The sequence below is a fragment of the Geomonas sp. Red32 genome (assembly GCF_023652955.1).
GTDB lineage: Bacteria > Desulfobacterota > Desulfuromonadia > Geobacterales > Geobacteraceae > Geomonas.
Window position 1 is genome coordinate 930,072 of the sequence record NZ_JAKLOY010000001.1, and the last position, 14,176, is coordinate 944,247.

At 62.7% G+C, this 14,176-nt stretch carries 7 protein-coding genes; 1 reads left to right on the forward strand and 6 read right to left on the reverse strand.

What is annotated here, in order from left to right; translation table 11 throughout:
* Positions 1-121: 121 nt before the first annotated feature.
* Positions 122-1,288 (reverse strand): OmpA family protein, encoded by a 1,167-nt coding sequence (locus L4X63_RS04015; RefSeq protein ID WP_250677880.1) that lies wholly within the window; start codon positions 1,286-1,288, stop codon positions 122-124.
* 461 nt (positions 1,289-1,749) lie between these two features.
* Here L4X63_RS04015 and L4X63_RS04020 point away from each other — a divergent pair, with 461 nt between their 5' ends.
* Positions 1,750-2,688 carry a YihY/virulence factor BrkB family protein gene (locus L4X63_RS04020; protein WP_284694455.1) on the forward strand — a complete coding sequence of 313 codons (939 nt, stop codon included), beginning with the start codon at positions 1,750-1,752 and terminating at the stop codon, positions 2,686-2,688.
* Position 2,689: 1 nt separating this feature from the next.
* Here L4X63_RS04020 and L4X63_RS04025 read toward each other — a convergent pair whose 3' ends face one another.
* The 5 genes from L4X63_RS04025 to L4X63_RS04045 all read right to left on the reverse strand — a co-directional run bounded on the left by L4X63_RS04025 (position 2,690) and on the right by L4X63_RS04045 (position 14,175).
* Positions 2,690-3,205: a CHRD domain-containing protein gene (locus L4X63_RS04025; protein ID WP_250677298.1), complete on the reverse strand. Its 516-nt coding sequence runs from the start codon at positions 3,203-3,205 to the stop codon at positions 2,690-2,692.
* 44 nt (positions 3,206-3,249) lie between these two features.
* Complete coding sequence (gene treS, locus L4X63_RS04030; protein ID WP_250677299.1) at positions 3,250-6,588, reverse strand: maltose alpha-D-glucosyltransferase; 3,339 nt, start codon at positions 6,586-6,588, stop codon at positions 3,250-3,252.
* A gap of 145 nt (positions 6,589-6,733) precedes the next feature.
* Positions 6,734-8,707, reverse strand: a complete 1,974-nt coding sequence (locus L4X63_RS04035) for an alpha-1,4-glucan--maltose-1-phosphate maltosyltransferase (RefSeq protein ID WP_250677300.1) — start codon at positions 8,705-8,707, stop codon at positions 6,734-6,736.
* Between the two features lie 19 nt (positions 8,708-8,726).
* Positions 8,727-11,717 carry a malto-oligosyltrehalose synthase gene (locus L4X63_RS04040; RefSeq protein ID WP_250677301.1) on the reverse strand — a complete coding sequence of 997 codons (2,991 nt, stop codon included), beginning with the start codon at positions 11,715-11,717 and terminating at the stop codon, positions 8,727-8,729.
* 10 nt (positions 11,718-11,727) lie between these two features.
* Positions 11,728-14,175 (reverse strand): DUF3536 domain-containing protein, encoded by a 2,448-nt coding sequence (locus tag L4X63_RS04045; RefSeq protein WP_250677302.1) that lies wholly within the window; start codon positions 14,173-14,175, stop codon positions 11,728-11,730.
* Position 14,176: the final 1 nt, after the last annotated feature.

The following is a 14,176-nucleotide window of genomic DNA, read 5'->3' on the forward strand; positions in this document are numbered from 1 at the left end:
CCGTCGGCACATCGGCAGCAGGCACCAGCGCTAGCCCATAAAAAAGCCCACTGCCGAAGCAGTGGGCTTTTTTATGGTTCTCCCTGGCGACGGGGGGGCCCGTCACCTCGTTACGGCACCGTCACCTCTTGATGACGCAGTCGATGATCGCGTTGATCCTGCGGTTTTTCCTTCTCCCCTCCGAGGTGTCGTCATAGGCGATCCGCCTCGTGTATCCGTACCCCTTGGCGCTCAGCCGCGAGCGGTCGATGCCGAAGTTGTCGACAAGGTAGTTGACCACGCTTTCGGCCCGGCGCTGGGAAAGCCGCATGTTCTCGTCGAAGCCTCCGATGTTGTCGGTGTGCCCCTCGATCACCGCCGTGGTGGAGGGATAGGCCTTCATGTAGTCCGCCACCTTGGCGATCTCGTCCCGGTATTCGGGACGTATCTCGGCGCTGCCGCTGGCGAAGTCGATGATCAGCCCCATGCAGAGCCGTTCGGGAGGGGTGTCCTGCTTCACGTCGAAGGCGCAGTCGATGATCGCCTCGATGCGGCGGTTTTGCTGCCTCCCTTCGTCGGTGGCGTTGTCCGCCACCGGGCGGGTGAGACCGTACCCCCTCGCGGTCAGCCGGGAGCGGTCGATGCCGTAGTTGTCCACCAGGTAGTTCACCACCGCCTGGGCCCGGCGCAGCGAGAGATCCATGTTGTGGGCGGCGCTTCCCTGGTTGTCGGTGTGCCCCTCGATGATCGCGGTGGTGCTCGGGAAACGTTTCATGAAGTCACCCACCCTGGCTACTTCCTCGCGGTCCTCGGGCCGGATGATGGCGCGGTCGATGTCGAAGTGGGTCCGCAACGTGATGCAGTACTTGTAGTGCCCCTGCTCGGGCTCGGAGGCGGGTACCTCCTGCGGCTGCTGCTCGCCGCCGGCTTCGGCTGGGGTCTCCGCCCGTTCCGCCCTCGCCTCCCTCCCCCCCATCACGAAGGTAAGCCCGAGGGAGTACTCCCAGTTGTGGAGGGTCTTGTAGCTGATATCGAAGATGTGGCGGCCGTCCAGCCTGAGGGCGACCGAATCCCCCATGAAGAACTTGACCCCCAGACCGGCGTCCACCACGCCGTCGGTGACGCTGCGGTTGGTGGGGTACTCGATGGAGAGACCGCCCCCGCCTGCCGCCAGGTAGGGAACCACCGCCGAATGGGGCATGAAGTTATAGAGGAAGTCGGCGCGGTACCCCCAGGTATTGAAGTGCCGGTCGGTGGCACGATAGCGAGCCCGGATGTAGGTGCCGACCAACTCGGCCTCGAGAATCATAGCCAAGGCGCAGACCGAACACAGGGCGGTTCCTCTTCAAGCTCGCCTGCCCGAAGCTGTCATGCTCATCGAAAATGTATCCCCCCACATAGGGAGAGACAGAAAACGCGCCTTCTCTCTCTCCGGCCCGGGCTATGCCGGCTACTGACAGCAGCCCCAAGGCAAATACGATGATGCCGGCTATCTTTCTCATCTGCCAGCCTCCTTTCAGTAAGTTATTGTCGATCTCGACGCCTTCATTGATACAATTAAACGAATTTAATAGTATCGATTCTCTCATGATTGTCAATCTGTGCGCGGAGTTCATTACTGATCTTCGTGAGAGGCATGGGGCGGCGCTTCTAATGATGGGAAAAAAATGGCTGGCTACCTGTCGTAAGGTGGTCTGATAATGGAAGGTGTGCATTGAATCTGCTTGTGCATGGAGCTTGGCTGAAACTTGCCGGGCAGGAGAAACGGATATGTCAGCTTTACGAAGATTTTTCGGAGTGGATAATACGAGCTACCTGCAACTGGGAAAGAAGGTATATCGAAGAATCGTCGACGATGATTGTTCAGAACATTCAGCGGCCATGGCCTACTACTTCCTGTTCGCCCTGTTCCCCTTCTTTCTCTTTATCACCACCGTCATCGGCTATCTTCCCATTCCCCATCTTTTGGATTACCTGTTGACCAGTGCCGAGAGAATGATGCCGGGCGAGGCCTTCAACCTGATCAAGGACAACATCCGTGCGCTGTTCATGAACAAGAAGGAGGGGCTCCTCTCCTTGGGCATCGCGCTCGCCCTCTGGTCCTCGTCCAACGCCATCGTCTCCATCATGGACGCCATGAACAAGCTCTACGAGGTGAAGGAAGCCCGCCCCTTCTGGAAACAGCGGCTGGTCGCCCTGTTTCTGGTGGTATCGCTTTCCTTCCTGTTCCTGGCGGCGCTCGCGCTTTTGATGTTCGGTACCAAGCTCGGCAAACTGGTGGCGGACAAGATCGACTTCGGGCAGGTCTTCCGGGTCACCTGGGACATCCTGCTGGTGCCGGTGATCCTGTTCCTGTTGATGCTGGCGGTGGCGGGCATCTACTACCTTACGCCGGACGTGAAGCAGACCTGGAAATGGATCACCCCGGGCGCGGTGGTGGCGATTCCCTCTTGGATCGTCATGTCGCTGGCCTTCTCCTACTACATCAACAACTTCGGCTCCTACGACAAGACCTACGGGAGCATCGGGGCGGTGATCGTCCTGCTTTTGTGGCTTTACTTCAGCGGGTTCATCATCCTGATCGGAGCCGTGATCAACTCGGTGATCGAGCACACGTCCACGGAGGGGAAAGCCCCGGGCGAAAAGGTGCCGGGAGAGAAGGAAGAGGCGGCGAAGTCCCCGGAACCCGAGCACCGCGCCGCAGCCTAGGCTACCGTTCCTTCTGGGCGAGATCACCCTTGGCGAGCGGCGCGCCCGAGCTCGGCTCGATCTGGCCGCGGATCTCGCCGGCGGGGAAGGTTTCCGTCATGACGTTAACGTAGGTCTTGCCGGATCTGATGAGGCTGATGAGGTCGGCGACCTTCTTTCCCTGCAGATCGCCGAGCAGGTTGCGGTCGGTGATCTCGCCGCCGGCCAGGGTGCCGCTAAAGCGGGTGTACTTGGCGGGACCGCCGAAAAGGCCGGCGATGGGGGGGCCGTTGTCGCCCCGGCTACCGAGATGGATGAAGGCGGCGGTAGGGGCCGCGAGGTCCTCCACCCGGAGCTCGAAGCTCAGGACGGAATCGGAAACTCGCAGCATCACGGCGCCGGAGGCCGGGGTCTTCACGGCGGGGACCTCGCTGTTTCCCGAGAGCTCCGCCCTGAAGACCTGGTCGGCCGCCGCAGCCGAAGAGGTGAACGAGAGGATCAATAAGCCCGTGAGCACCAAACGCTGAAGCATTTTCATTCCGCACCTCCACGCTTTTTTTGATTCCCCACTCTCAACCCCGTTTATTCCGGTTTCCCCTTTTTCTTCTCCTCGGCCAGCAGCTCGATGACGCTCTTCAGCGGAACCGAGATCCAATCCGGCCGGTTGTTAAGCTCGTATCCCAGTTCGTACACCGCCTTGTCGAGTACGAAGGCCTGGAGGAGAATCTCGATCACCTCAACATCACCCGGCATGAACTGGGTGTCAGCCGCGCACTTGAGGTAGGAGGTGACAAAGATCTTGGAGTGGTAGCGGTACCAGGCGCGGGCCCACGGCACCAGGTACGGAATATCCTCCGCCCGCACGTGGGTCCGCTGCATGAGGACCACGTTGGCCGCGTAGTAGAAAGAGCGGACCATCCCCGCCACGTCCTTGAGCGGGGACTGCTTGAGCCGCCGCTCGCTGAGCGATTTGACCGGCTCCCCTTCCAGGTCGATGATGACGAAGTCGTTGCCGGTGAAAAGGAGCTGGCCGAGGTGATAATCGCCGTGAACCCGGGTCTTCATGGCCGAGAACTTGCGGATCATCACCTTCTGCAAGACCGCCAGCAACTCCGGCTCCATCGCCAGGAGGGTTTCGGCCTCTCCCCTGATTTGCTCGGGGAGCGCCGGAACGTTGCGGCGCAGGAGATCGAGCACCTTCTTCGCCCGGCTGCGCATCGACTGGTAGAGCGATCGCTGGTAGAGAAGGGTGAACGGTTCCGGCGCGAAGGCGGGGTCGTCGTTGCGGGAGGCGAGCGCCAGGTGGAACTCCGCCGTGCGCCGTCCCAGCAGGGCCACCATCTCGGGATAGAAGCCGGTCATCATCTCCACCAGCTCGGGGGAGAGCTCCGGAGCCTCGTGGGGGACCGGCTGGACCTGCGGGTTATCCTTGTTCTCTTCCCGCCCCGCCAGGGCCCGGTCCATGAACTGGCGCACCTCGCTCAAGGTGAAGATCCAGGCATCGCCCTGGCTGGGAACGAATCCCTGGAGAAGGGCCAGCGCCACCGGCTCCGAACCGCTGCGTCGATACTCCAGGGCGCCCGCCAGCGGTGCCACGTGCTTGAAATGGATGCGGTCGGAGAGGAAGCGGCCAAGCTCCAGCTCCGGGTGGATCCCCTCCTCCATGCGGCGGTAGAGCTTCAGGAAGAAGGCCTTTTCGTAGGCGACCGAGCTGTTACTCTGCTCCGACGTTCCCACCTGCGACGACAGGGGCAGCTCCCGGTCTCCCAGGAGGGCCTGGAATCCCGGGCCCGGGCGTCCGTAGATCCGGCTGCCGTCCCCCTTGATACCCTTTCTCCGGGCGATCATGTCCAGGATGGTTTGGCGGAAGCGGGCATTGTAGAGGCCGTCGTAGATGATTCCCTCTTTCTCTCCCACCTTCAGCCGGCAGACGACCGCCTCCGGGAACTCCAGGGCCGGATCGGAGCCCGCCCCTTCGGTGGCCACGAAGTGCAGCGGCAGCACGTAGGTTTCGGCGGCGCCCTCGCTGTAACTGACTTCGACCAGGGTCAGCACCACCGAAGCCGCATCGATGGGTATATCGAAGCTCTCGGCGATCGCGGTCCGCATGATGGTGCGGCTCTTGGACTGGAACCAGCGGGCCTTCCGGAGGTAGTCCGGGAGTACGGTCTGCTCCAGCACCCTCAGGGCGTTCCCCTTGAAGAGATTCTCCCACTGGTCGGCTACCGCCACCGTGGTGAGCACCCCCTCCTCCTGCGGCTTGAGCTTCTCTCCCCCCTCGGTGAGCTGGAGCAGGTGGTACTGGTAGGGGCCGAGCAGCACCACGTAGGGGGAGTCCTTGATGGCCGGGAAGCGGTTACGGCTGAAGAGGTCCTCCAGGTACATCCCGATGAAGCGGGGGTGGTTTACCTGGACGAACTGGGTGGTGCGGGAGAGGTTGGCCAGCACCAGGATGGTCTCCCCCTCGTACACGCGCAAGAGGGCCAGGATCTTGGGGTTTTCCATCGGGAGAAACTCGACGCTTCCCCAGCCGAAGGCCTTGTAGCGCTTGCGGACGTCGATGATCCGCTTCATCCACCAGAGAAGGGAGGCGGGGTTTCTGGCCTGCAGCTCGACGTTGAGCGCCTCGTAGTGGTATTCGGGGTCGATGATGACCGGCAGGTAGAGGCGCTGCGGGTTGCAGGGCGAAAAGCCGGCGTTGCGGTCCGGGCTCCACTGCATCGGGGTGCGGACGCCGTTGCGGTCGCCGAGGTAGTAGTTGTCCCCCATGCCGATCTCGTCGCCGTAGTAGATGATCGGGGTCCCGGGGAGGCAGAAGAGGAGCACGTTCATCAGCTCGATCTTGCGGCGGTCGTTCCCCATGAGCGGCGCGAGCCGGCGCCTGATCCCGAGATTGATGCGGGCGCGCGGGTCGCGGGCGTAGACCCGGTACATGTAGTCCCGCTCCTCGTCGGTCACCATCTCGAGGGTCAGCTCGTCGTGGTTTCGCAGGAACATGGCCCACTGGCACGCGGCGGGGATGGCCGGGGTCTGCTGCAGGATGTTCACGATGGGGAAGGAATCCTCCATCTGCAGCGACATGTAGATCCTCGGCATGAGGGGGAAGTGGAAGGCCATGTGGCAGGCGTTGCCGTCGCCGAAATAGGAGGCGGCATCCTCCGGCCACTGGTTGGCCTCGGCGAGAAGCATGCGGTCCGGGTACTTGGCGTCCACGTAGGCGCGCAGCTTCTTCAGAAACTCGTAGGTTTCCGGGAGGTTTTCGCAGTTGGTCCCCTCCCGCTCGTAGAGGTAGGGGACGGCGTCAAGCCTGAGGCCGTCGACCCCCATCCCGAGCCAGAAGTCGATCACCCGCAGCATCGCGTCGTGGACCCGGGGGTTGTCGTAGTTGAGGTCCGGCTGGTGGGCGTAGAAGCGGTGCCAGTAGTAGCTCTTGGCCACCGGGTCGCGGGACCAGTTGGAGGTCTCGAAATCCTTGAAGATGATCCGGGCATCGGCGTACTTGTCCGGTGTGTCGCTCCAGACGTAGAAATCGCGCCAGGGCGAGCCGGGCTTCGCGTTGCGGGACTTCTGGAACCAGGGGTGCTGATCGGAGGTGTGATTGAGCACAAGCTCAGTGATCACCCGCATCCCGAGCTTGTGGGCGCCGCGCAGGAATTCCTGGAAATCACGGAGGTTGCCGTAATCAGGATGGATGCCGCGGTAGTCGGCGATGTCGTAGCCGTCGTCGCGAAGGGGCGAGGGGTAGAAGGGGAGTACCCAGATGGCGGTAATCCCCAGGTCGCGCAGGTAGGGAAGCTTTTCCAACAGCCCGCGGAAGTCGCCGATGCCGTCGCCGTTACTGTCGGCGAAGGTCCGGATGTGAACCTCGTAGATGATGGCGTCCTTGAACCACAGCGGGTTCTTCTCGGCTCTCGGTGGCATGGACTATCCCCTTTCTGGTAAGCCTGGGTCTCCCCCCTTTGAAAAAGGGGGGCTGGGGGGGATTTGCCTCGGGCTGGCCAAACCAAATCCCTCTAAATCCCCCTTTTCCAAAGGGGGACTTCCCATCGTCCCTTCGTGAATCGGGCTACAAATAATAATCGAAGTTCGACTCGCGGCGCTGCCAGGTGCGGATCCGGAAGATCCGCGCCGGTGCCTTCTGCGGGTCGAGCTCGATCAGGTTCTCCTCCCCCTGCCAGATGAACCGCTCCTCGTTCAGGAGGTCGTCCACCAGGTACGACTGCCCCGGCTGCACGCCGAAATAGTGCAGCGGCAGCCGGATGCTTACCTGCTGCGACTTGAACGGATCGAGGTTCACCACCACCAGCACCGTATTTTTGCCGTCGGCCGCGAGCTTGCCGAAGTAGAGGACGCTGCCGTTGCCGGTGGGATAGAACTCGACGTTGGCGGTCACCTGGAGCGGGTCGTTGTCGCGCCGGATCCGGTTGAGCCTGGCGATGAACTCCTTGAGGTTCCCCGGCGCCTCCCGGTCCCAGAGCCGGATTTCGTACTTCTCGGCGTCCTGGTACTCCTCGCTCCCCGGCTCCGCGGCGGCCACGCAGAGCTCGTAGCTCGGCCCGTAGATCCCGTAGTTGGAGGAAAGGGTCGCTGCCAGCGCTACCCGGATCATGAACCCGGCCCTGCCGCTGTACTGGAGGAATTCCGGGAGAATGTCCGGAGTGTTGGGCCAGAAGTTGGGGCGCATGAACTCGCGTACCTCGGTCCTGGTCAGCTCGGTGAGGTAGCCGACTAGCTCGTCGCGGCTGTTTCGCCAGCTGAAGTAGGTGTAGGACTGGGTGAAGCCGATCTTGGCCAGCCGGTACATGACCTTCGGACGGGTGAACGCCTCGGCGAGGAAGATGACCCCGGCGTTCTTCTCCTTGGCCCGGGCGATGACCCACTCCCAGAAGGGGAAGGCCTTGGTGTGTGGGTTGTCGACCCGGAAGATGTTGATCCCGAGATCCATCCAGTAGAAGATGACGCTCTTCAGCTCCTCCCACAGTTCTTGCCACTTCTCGCACTCGAAGTTGAACGGGACGATGTCCTGGTACTTCTTTGGCGGGTTCTCCGCGTACTGGACGCTCCCGTCCGGCCGCCAGCGGAACCACTCCGGGTGTTCCTTCAGGTAGGGGTGGTCGGGCGAGCACTGGAAGGCGATGTCGAGGGCGATCTCCATGCCGCGCCCCCCCGCCTCCCGGACCAGCTGACGGAAGTCGTCCAGGGTCCCAAGCTCGGGGTGGATCGACTTGTGTCCGCCGGCGGACGAGCCGATGGCCCAGGGGCTTCCCGGATCTCCCGGTTCCGCGGAGACCGCGTTCCGCCTCCCCTTCCGCTTGGCCTTCCCGATCGGGTGGATGGGAGGGAGATAGAGGACGTCGAACCCCATGGTCTCGATTTCGGGGAGGAGGGCGATGCAGTCCTGGAGGGTGCCGTGGCTCGTCCCGTCGGCGGAGCGGGGGAAGAGCTCGTACCAGCTGCTAAAGAGCGCCCGCTTGCGGTCGACCCTGACTGAGAGCTCCTGGTGGTAACGGGTGGCGAGCCTCCGGGCGCAGCAGGTGCTGATCAAATCCGCCAGTTCAGGGTCGAGCCCGAGCAAGATTGCCTGCTGGTGGCTCGCCTCCTTCTTGAGGGTAGAGGCCACCATGGCGATGCGGGCGGCATCGGAAGGGGACGCTTCCTTGGCGGCCTGTTCGAGGAGGTTCACGCCGATCAGGATATCGACGGTGACGTCCTGGCCCGCCTGGAAGCGCTTGTTGAGGTCCTTTTGCCAGGTACGGAAGTGATCGACCCAGCCGAGCAGCGTATAGAGGTAGACGCCCGGCTCCTCGAGGAGGAAGCTTCCCTGCCAGCGGTCGTTGTCCAGCCGGCTCATCGCCGTTTCCCGCCAATTGGCCTCGTCCTCCCGCCGGTAGAGAAGGACCGCCATCACCTCGTCGTGGCCGTCGCCGAAGATGTCGGCCTCGACCACCAGCTCGTCCCCGGCGACCCGCTTGACCGGGTAGCGGCCGCAATCGACCAAAGGGGAGACGCCTTCTATCGTTATCCGCTCTCGACCTTCCATAACCGGACCTCGCCTAAACTCAGCTTTGTTGCTCCAGGAGCGCTACCGGGGCTTCCGCAAAGAGCTTGGCCACCGCTATCGCCGGGCGGCCATGGCGCTCATCGGCCTCGACCTCCTGATCGTTAACCACGTTGCGGAACCTTCCCTCGGTCCCTTCCGGGAGGAGCACGACGGTGTCGCCCCAGACCACCTCGCCCATCGGCGCCCGGTCCGTCCCCCGCACCAGGGTGGCAACCAGGCGGGGTACCACAACCAGTACAGTCTCGTTCCCCACCCGGCGGGCGAAGGCGGCCAGGTGGCGGCCGTGCGCCCCCTTGGTCTCCAGCGGCAGGTAATCTCCCCGGTCGAACAGGCCGCGCCGGGTCTGGCGGTAGTTGAGGATCCGGTAGATGAGGTAGAGCTTCACCCGCCCGTCGCTCCCCTGCTCGAGGAGCTCCCGGAAGAGCGTCCCGTTCCCCACCTCCTGCTCCCGCTCTTTGACCGCCGCCAGTATCTCGCGCCGGCGGGAATAATCGACCGGGTGCCGGTTGTCCGGGTCCACCAGCGACAGCTCCCAAAGCTCGCTCCCCTGGTAGAAGTCCGGCACCCCCGGCGAGGTCATCTTCAGGAGCAGTTGCGAGAGGGAATTGAACATGCCGCAGCGGGCGACGTAGCGCTGGAAAGGGAGAAACTCCCTCAGGAACTGGCTATCCTCGTCGGTCAGCAGCCGGTCGGCGAAGGCGAGGACCGCCTCCTCGTAGGAAGCGTTAGGGCTCACCCAACTGGTGTTGGTCTTCGCCTCGCGGATCGCCTTGGTCATATACTCCTTGATCCGCCCCCGGAACCGCTCGAATCCCTGTTCATCGAGCTCTTCGGTGGGCCAGGCGCCGAGGAGGGTCTGGTAGAAAAGGTATTCCTCGTTGCGGTCCGGTATCGTCTGCCCTTCGACCACGGAGCGCTTGGCCCGGTTGAGCCGCCTCCAGCGGGCCAGGTTTCTCTGCCAGTCGTCGGGAAGCTCCGAGAGCACGTCGATCCTGGTCCTGACGTCCTCTCCGCGCTTGGAGTCGTGGGTAGCGGTGGCGATCATGCCGTTGGCGAAGGTCTTCATCCGTTCCAGGTTCTGGCCGTGGAAGGCCTCGCGGGTAGTCCCGAACCGGCCGGGCATCCCCCCCACCTCGTTCAGCGAGACGAGCCGGTTGTAGACGTAAAAGGCGGTGTCCTCCAGCCCCTTCGCGGTGACCGGCCCGGTGATCTGCTGGAACTTCATGGCAAAGGCAAGCCACGCCATGCGATCCTTCTCCTTGGCAGTCTCCGGCGATTTGAGGAGCAACACGTCGCGGATGAAGTCGAAGATGGAGGCGTTGACGGCGGGGTTTTTCCGCTTCGCCCGCGCGACCGCCGCCTCGATGTACTGGACGTCCTTGTCGCGGACGGTGGGGGAGTTGGCGTAGGTCCGGTAAACCGGGAAGCAGGCGATCACTTCCCCGAGCGCCCGGGCGAGGCTGTTGAGGGTGAAGTCCCGGGTGAGGCGGTCCTCCTCGGAGATGTTGTTCAGGGCATGAGCCAGCATCCCCCCCTCCCCCGACATGGAGACCTGCATGATCAGCTTCTTCTTCTCGTACACCACTTCGCTGAACTCGCCGGTCTCCCCGGTCATCCTCCGGTAGATCCGGTCGAAGGTTTTCCCTTTCTCGGTGTCCACGAAGATGCCGTTGACGGCGTTCATGAATTCGTAACCGGTGGTCCCTTGCACCGGCCACTGCTCGGGAAGCTGCTCACCCTTCAGGAGGATCTTTTCCACCACCACGTAGAACGGCTTGTAGCAGCGGTCCTGCTCCAGGGCCTGGCGGTACTCCTCGGACCACCCCTCCAGGACCTTTTCCTTCTCTTCCGGCGAACCGGGCGAAGGCTCCTCCTCCCGGCCGAGCCAAAGTTGAAGGTAGCATCCTTTCTGCAGGTTTCTTAAATAGGTGAGCGGGTCGTACAGGCCGTCTACGTGGTCGATCCGGACCCCGGTCACCTTCCCTTCCCTGATCAGCCGGAACAACAGGGCGTGGGTCTGCTCGAAGACCGCCGGGTCCTCCATCCGGATCGCCGCCAGGGCGTTGATGTCGAAGAAGCGGCGGTAGTTGATCTCCTCGGTGGCGACCCGCCAGTAGGAGAGGCGGTAGACCTGGAAGCGGAGCAGGCCGTCCAGCAGGTCGAAACTGGCGGGATCTCCCTTGGTGCCGTTGAAGATGGCGACGTTATCGCCGATGAAGGAGGCTACCTGCGGGCTTTGCTGGCAAAGGGTCCAGAGACGTTTCTTGATGATCTCCTTCTCCCTCTGCCGCTCGCCCCGTTTTTCAGGGTCCTCCTCCGTGTGGGGAGGGAGATGCTGGAGCGCGGTGTTGATGCTCAAAAGCTCCAGGAGCTCGGGGGCATCCTGGGCGAACTGCTCCTGCAGCGCATCCAGGCGGTGTCCGAGGATCTGGAGGTAGCTCTTCGGCTCCACCGGAATCTGCACCGGCGGGACGTCGATGAAGAAGGCCCCCTCACGGAAGACGACTTTCAGGCCGCAGGACTCCAGCACCTTCCCGTACTGATCTCCCAGAAGGGGGAGCAGCACCTTCCCGGTCAGCTCCTTTTTAACCGGCGTCCAGTCGATGTCGAAGAAATGGGCGAAGGGGGAGCTTTGGCCGTTCTCGAGGACGTCCATCCACCAGACGTTCTCGTTACTTTCGATGCACATGTGGTTGGGAACGAAGTCGAGGATGTGCCCCATCCCGAGGCGGCGGAGCTCCTCCATCAGCGCCGTGTGACTTTCCTCGTTCCCCACCTCGGGGTTGAGCAGGGTGTGGTTGACGACGTCGTAGCCATGCACGCTCCCCTGCTTGGCGGCTACGTAGGAGGAGGCGTAGATGTCGCTGATGCCGAGGTCGTGCAGGTACTCCACGATTCCCCGGGCGTCGTCGAAGGTAAACTGCGCGTTGAATTGCAGCCGGTAGGTGGCCGAAGGAATCCTGGCCTGCGGCAGCCGGTCCTGGTCCATGATCTGCCCCTTATCCTTCGGTCAGCACGGCACCGAGGTTGAAGCGGAAGGTCTCCCCGAGCTTGCGGAAGGCGTCCAGCCAGATCCCGGCCCCCTCATCGCCGCTGCGCGACTTGGTGAGATTCTCCGGATACGCCGTCTTGGCCAGTTGGTAGTAATCGTTCTGCACCTTCCAGAGGATGATCGAGATGGGGATCTCGTTGACCAGGTCCATGAATTTCTGGATACGCGCCATCAGGTTGAGGTTGGAGGGATCCTGGAAAAGTTCCCCGGTAAGCGCCTCGACGTGGCGCCGCAGGAAGAACTCGGTCTCCGGGGCATCGGTCGGGACCCCCCAGGTCTTGATCTGGGTTATGGTCCGCTGCACCGCCTCGGAGTCGATATCCTCCTTGGTGAGCTCGGTCTTGAGAGCGGCCAAGAGGGCTGGCTGGGCGGCAATGGTGAAGACCGGCGGAAGCGGCATGCCGGTTTCCTTCACGAACTCCATCAATGGACGGCTGTGCTCGAACATCGCCTGGTAGCTGGCGATGCTCTCCTCCATGCTCTTCTCGAAGATCTGATTCAGTATCTTCCGCTGCTCGTCACGGAAGAGATTGATGAGGGAGTAGCTGTGCGTTCCGAAGTGCTTGTCCATGAGGCCGATGAGCTCCGAGTAAAGCCCCTTATTGAAGGTGTTGGTCATCTCCTCCTTCATGGCCTGGTAGCCGCCGGCGTCGCAGCTTTGCGCCACCCCACCCTTGAAGTCGTGGCTCCCGATCTTCACCACGCAGAAGGTGAGGCAGGTAGCTTCTTCGGTGATCTCGGAGGCGACATGGATCCTCCCCATTGCGATACTGGCATCGGCGGTGGCGATCTTCGTGTAATCCTCCTTCGCTACCGCATAGCAGTTGATCTGTGAGTGCTCCTCATACTGCTCGTAGAGAGAACTGAAGGCATAGTGGGCGCCGACCTTCACCAGATCCAGGCGGGTCGGCTGCACCCAGTTCCGGAAGATCCACTCCCCGTCCTGGTTCTGCGGGATGTTGGACTTCGCCAGTTTCAGCTTGTCGAGGAACCATTTCTCGATCCCTTCCTCGAAGAGTCCTTCGGCTAGCTGCAGGGCACGCCCCGCGTACTCGATCACCTGCACGGTCTCCAATCCCGAAAGCTCGTCGAAGAACCAGCCGCAGCTCGTGTACATGAGCATGGCGTGGCGCTGCATTTCCAAAAGCTTCAGGGCGTTGATCTTGTCGTCCGCCGAGAGCTCCCGCGCCGCGTGCTCGCCCAGGAACTTCTCCGCCTGCTCCATCTCCCGGTGCAGGATGACCTCGATGTAGGCATCCCGCGCCGCCCAGGGGTCCTTGAAGTACTCGCGCCCCTTGCGCTCGAACCCTTTCGCCAGCCGGTCGCGCAGCCAGTCGAGGGCCGCCCTGAGTGGCGTCCGCCACTGCTGGTTCCAGTCCGGGTATCCGCCGGAGCTGCAGCCGCAGTCGCTGTTCCACCGCTCGACGCCGTGGGCGCAACTCCAGGAGGTACGCTCCACGATCTCCGCCTCCCACTCCGGCGGGCAGAGCTCGAGATATTCGCCGTAGTTGGTGAGGCGGGCCATCCCCGCTTCCTCGATCTGATGGAAGGCGGCGGCGAGCGCCATGTCGCCGAATTTCTGATGGTGGCCGTAGGTCTCGCCGTCGGTGGCGATGTGCATGAGCTGCGGCCAGTCACGGTCATCCGTGAAGCCTCCCATGAGCCTTCCCGCCAGCCCTTCGCCAGAGCTCAGCAGGTTCTCGAAGGCGACCGCCTGGGAGATCGGGCCGTCGTAGAAGAAGAGGTTGATGGTCCTCCCCGAGGGGAGCCGGCAGAGATAGGCCCTGGTCGGGTCGATGGCCCCTTCCGTCCACTGCTCCGCCCCTATCTTCCGGAAGCGGGCCGCCTGGTACTGGGCGAGGATGGTGAACTTGACGCCCTGCTCGGCGAGGATCTCCAGGCTTTCGTTGTCGACCGCCGTTTCCGCCAGCCACATCCCCTCCGGGAAGCGGTTGAAACGGGACTCGAAATCCTTGATCCCCCAGACCACCTGGGTCCGCTTGTCGCGGGAGTTGGCCAGCGGCATGATCATGTGGTTGTAGACCTGGGCGATGGCGGAACCGTGGCCGGAGCGCCACTCGATGCTCTGCTTGTCGGCGTCGAGGATGGACTGGTAGGTACTGCGGTCGAAGATGCACATCCAGGAAAGGACGGTGGGGCCGAAGTTGAAGCTCATCTTCGCGTAATTGCTGGTGATGTCCATCACCCGTCCGTCCCCGTCCAGGATGCGGGAGGCGCCGTTGGCGGCGTAACACTCGGCGGTGATCCGCTCGTTCCAGTCGTGGTAGGGAAAGGCCGAATCCTGGATCTCGATCGCTTCCAGCCAGGGGTTCTCCCTCGGGGGCTGATAGAAGTGACCGTGGACACAGACGAAGCGCTCGTTGGACTGGGGCATG

Excerpts from the sequence above, each read along its gene's own strand:
- L4X63_RS04040 (WP_250677301.1), bottom strand. The coding sequence starts at position 11,717 with ATGGACCAGGACCGGCTGCCGCAGGCCAGGATTCCTTCGGCCACCTAC.
- L4X63_RS04045 (WP_250677302.1), bottom strand. The coding sequence starts at position 14,175 with ATGCCCCAGTCCAACGAGCGCTTCGTCTGTGTCCACGGTCACTTCTAT.
- treS (WP_250677299.1), bottom strand. The coding sequence starts at position 6,588 with ATGCCACCGAGAGCCGAGAAGAACCCGCTGTGGTTCAAGGACGCCATC.
- L4X63_RS04015 (WP_250677880.1), bottom strand. The coding sequence starts at position 1,288 with ATGATTCTCGAGGCCGAGTTGGTCGGCACCTACATCCGGGCTCGCTAT.
- L4X63_RS04020 (WP_284694455.1), top strand. The coding sequence starts at position 1,750 with ATGTCAGCTTTACGAAGATTTTTCGGAGTGGATAATACGAGCTACCTG.
- L4X63_RS04025 (WP_250677298.1), bottom strand. The coding sequence starts at position 3,205 with ATGAAAATGCTTCAGCGTTTGGTGCTCACGGGCTTATTGATCCTCTCG.
- L4X63_RS04035 (WP_250677300.1), bottom strand. The coding sequence starts at position 8,707 with ATGGAAGGTCGAGAGCGGATAACGATAGAAGGCGTCTCCCCTTTGGTC.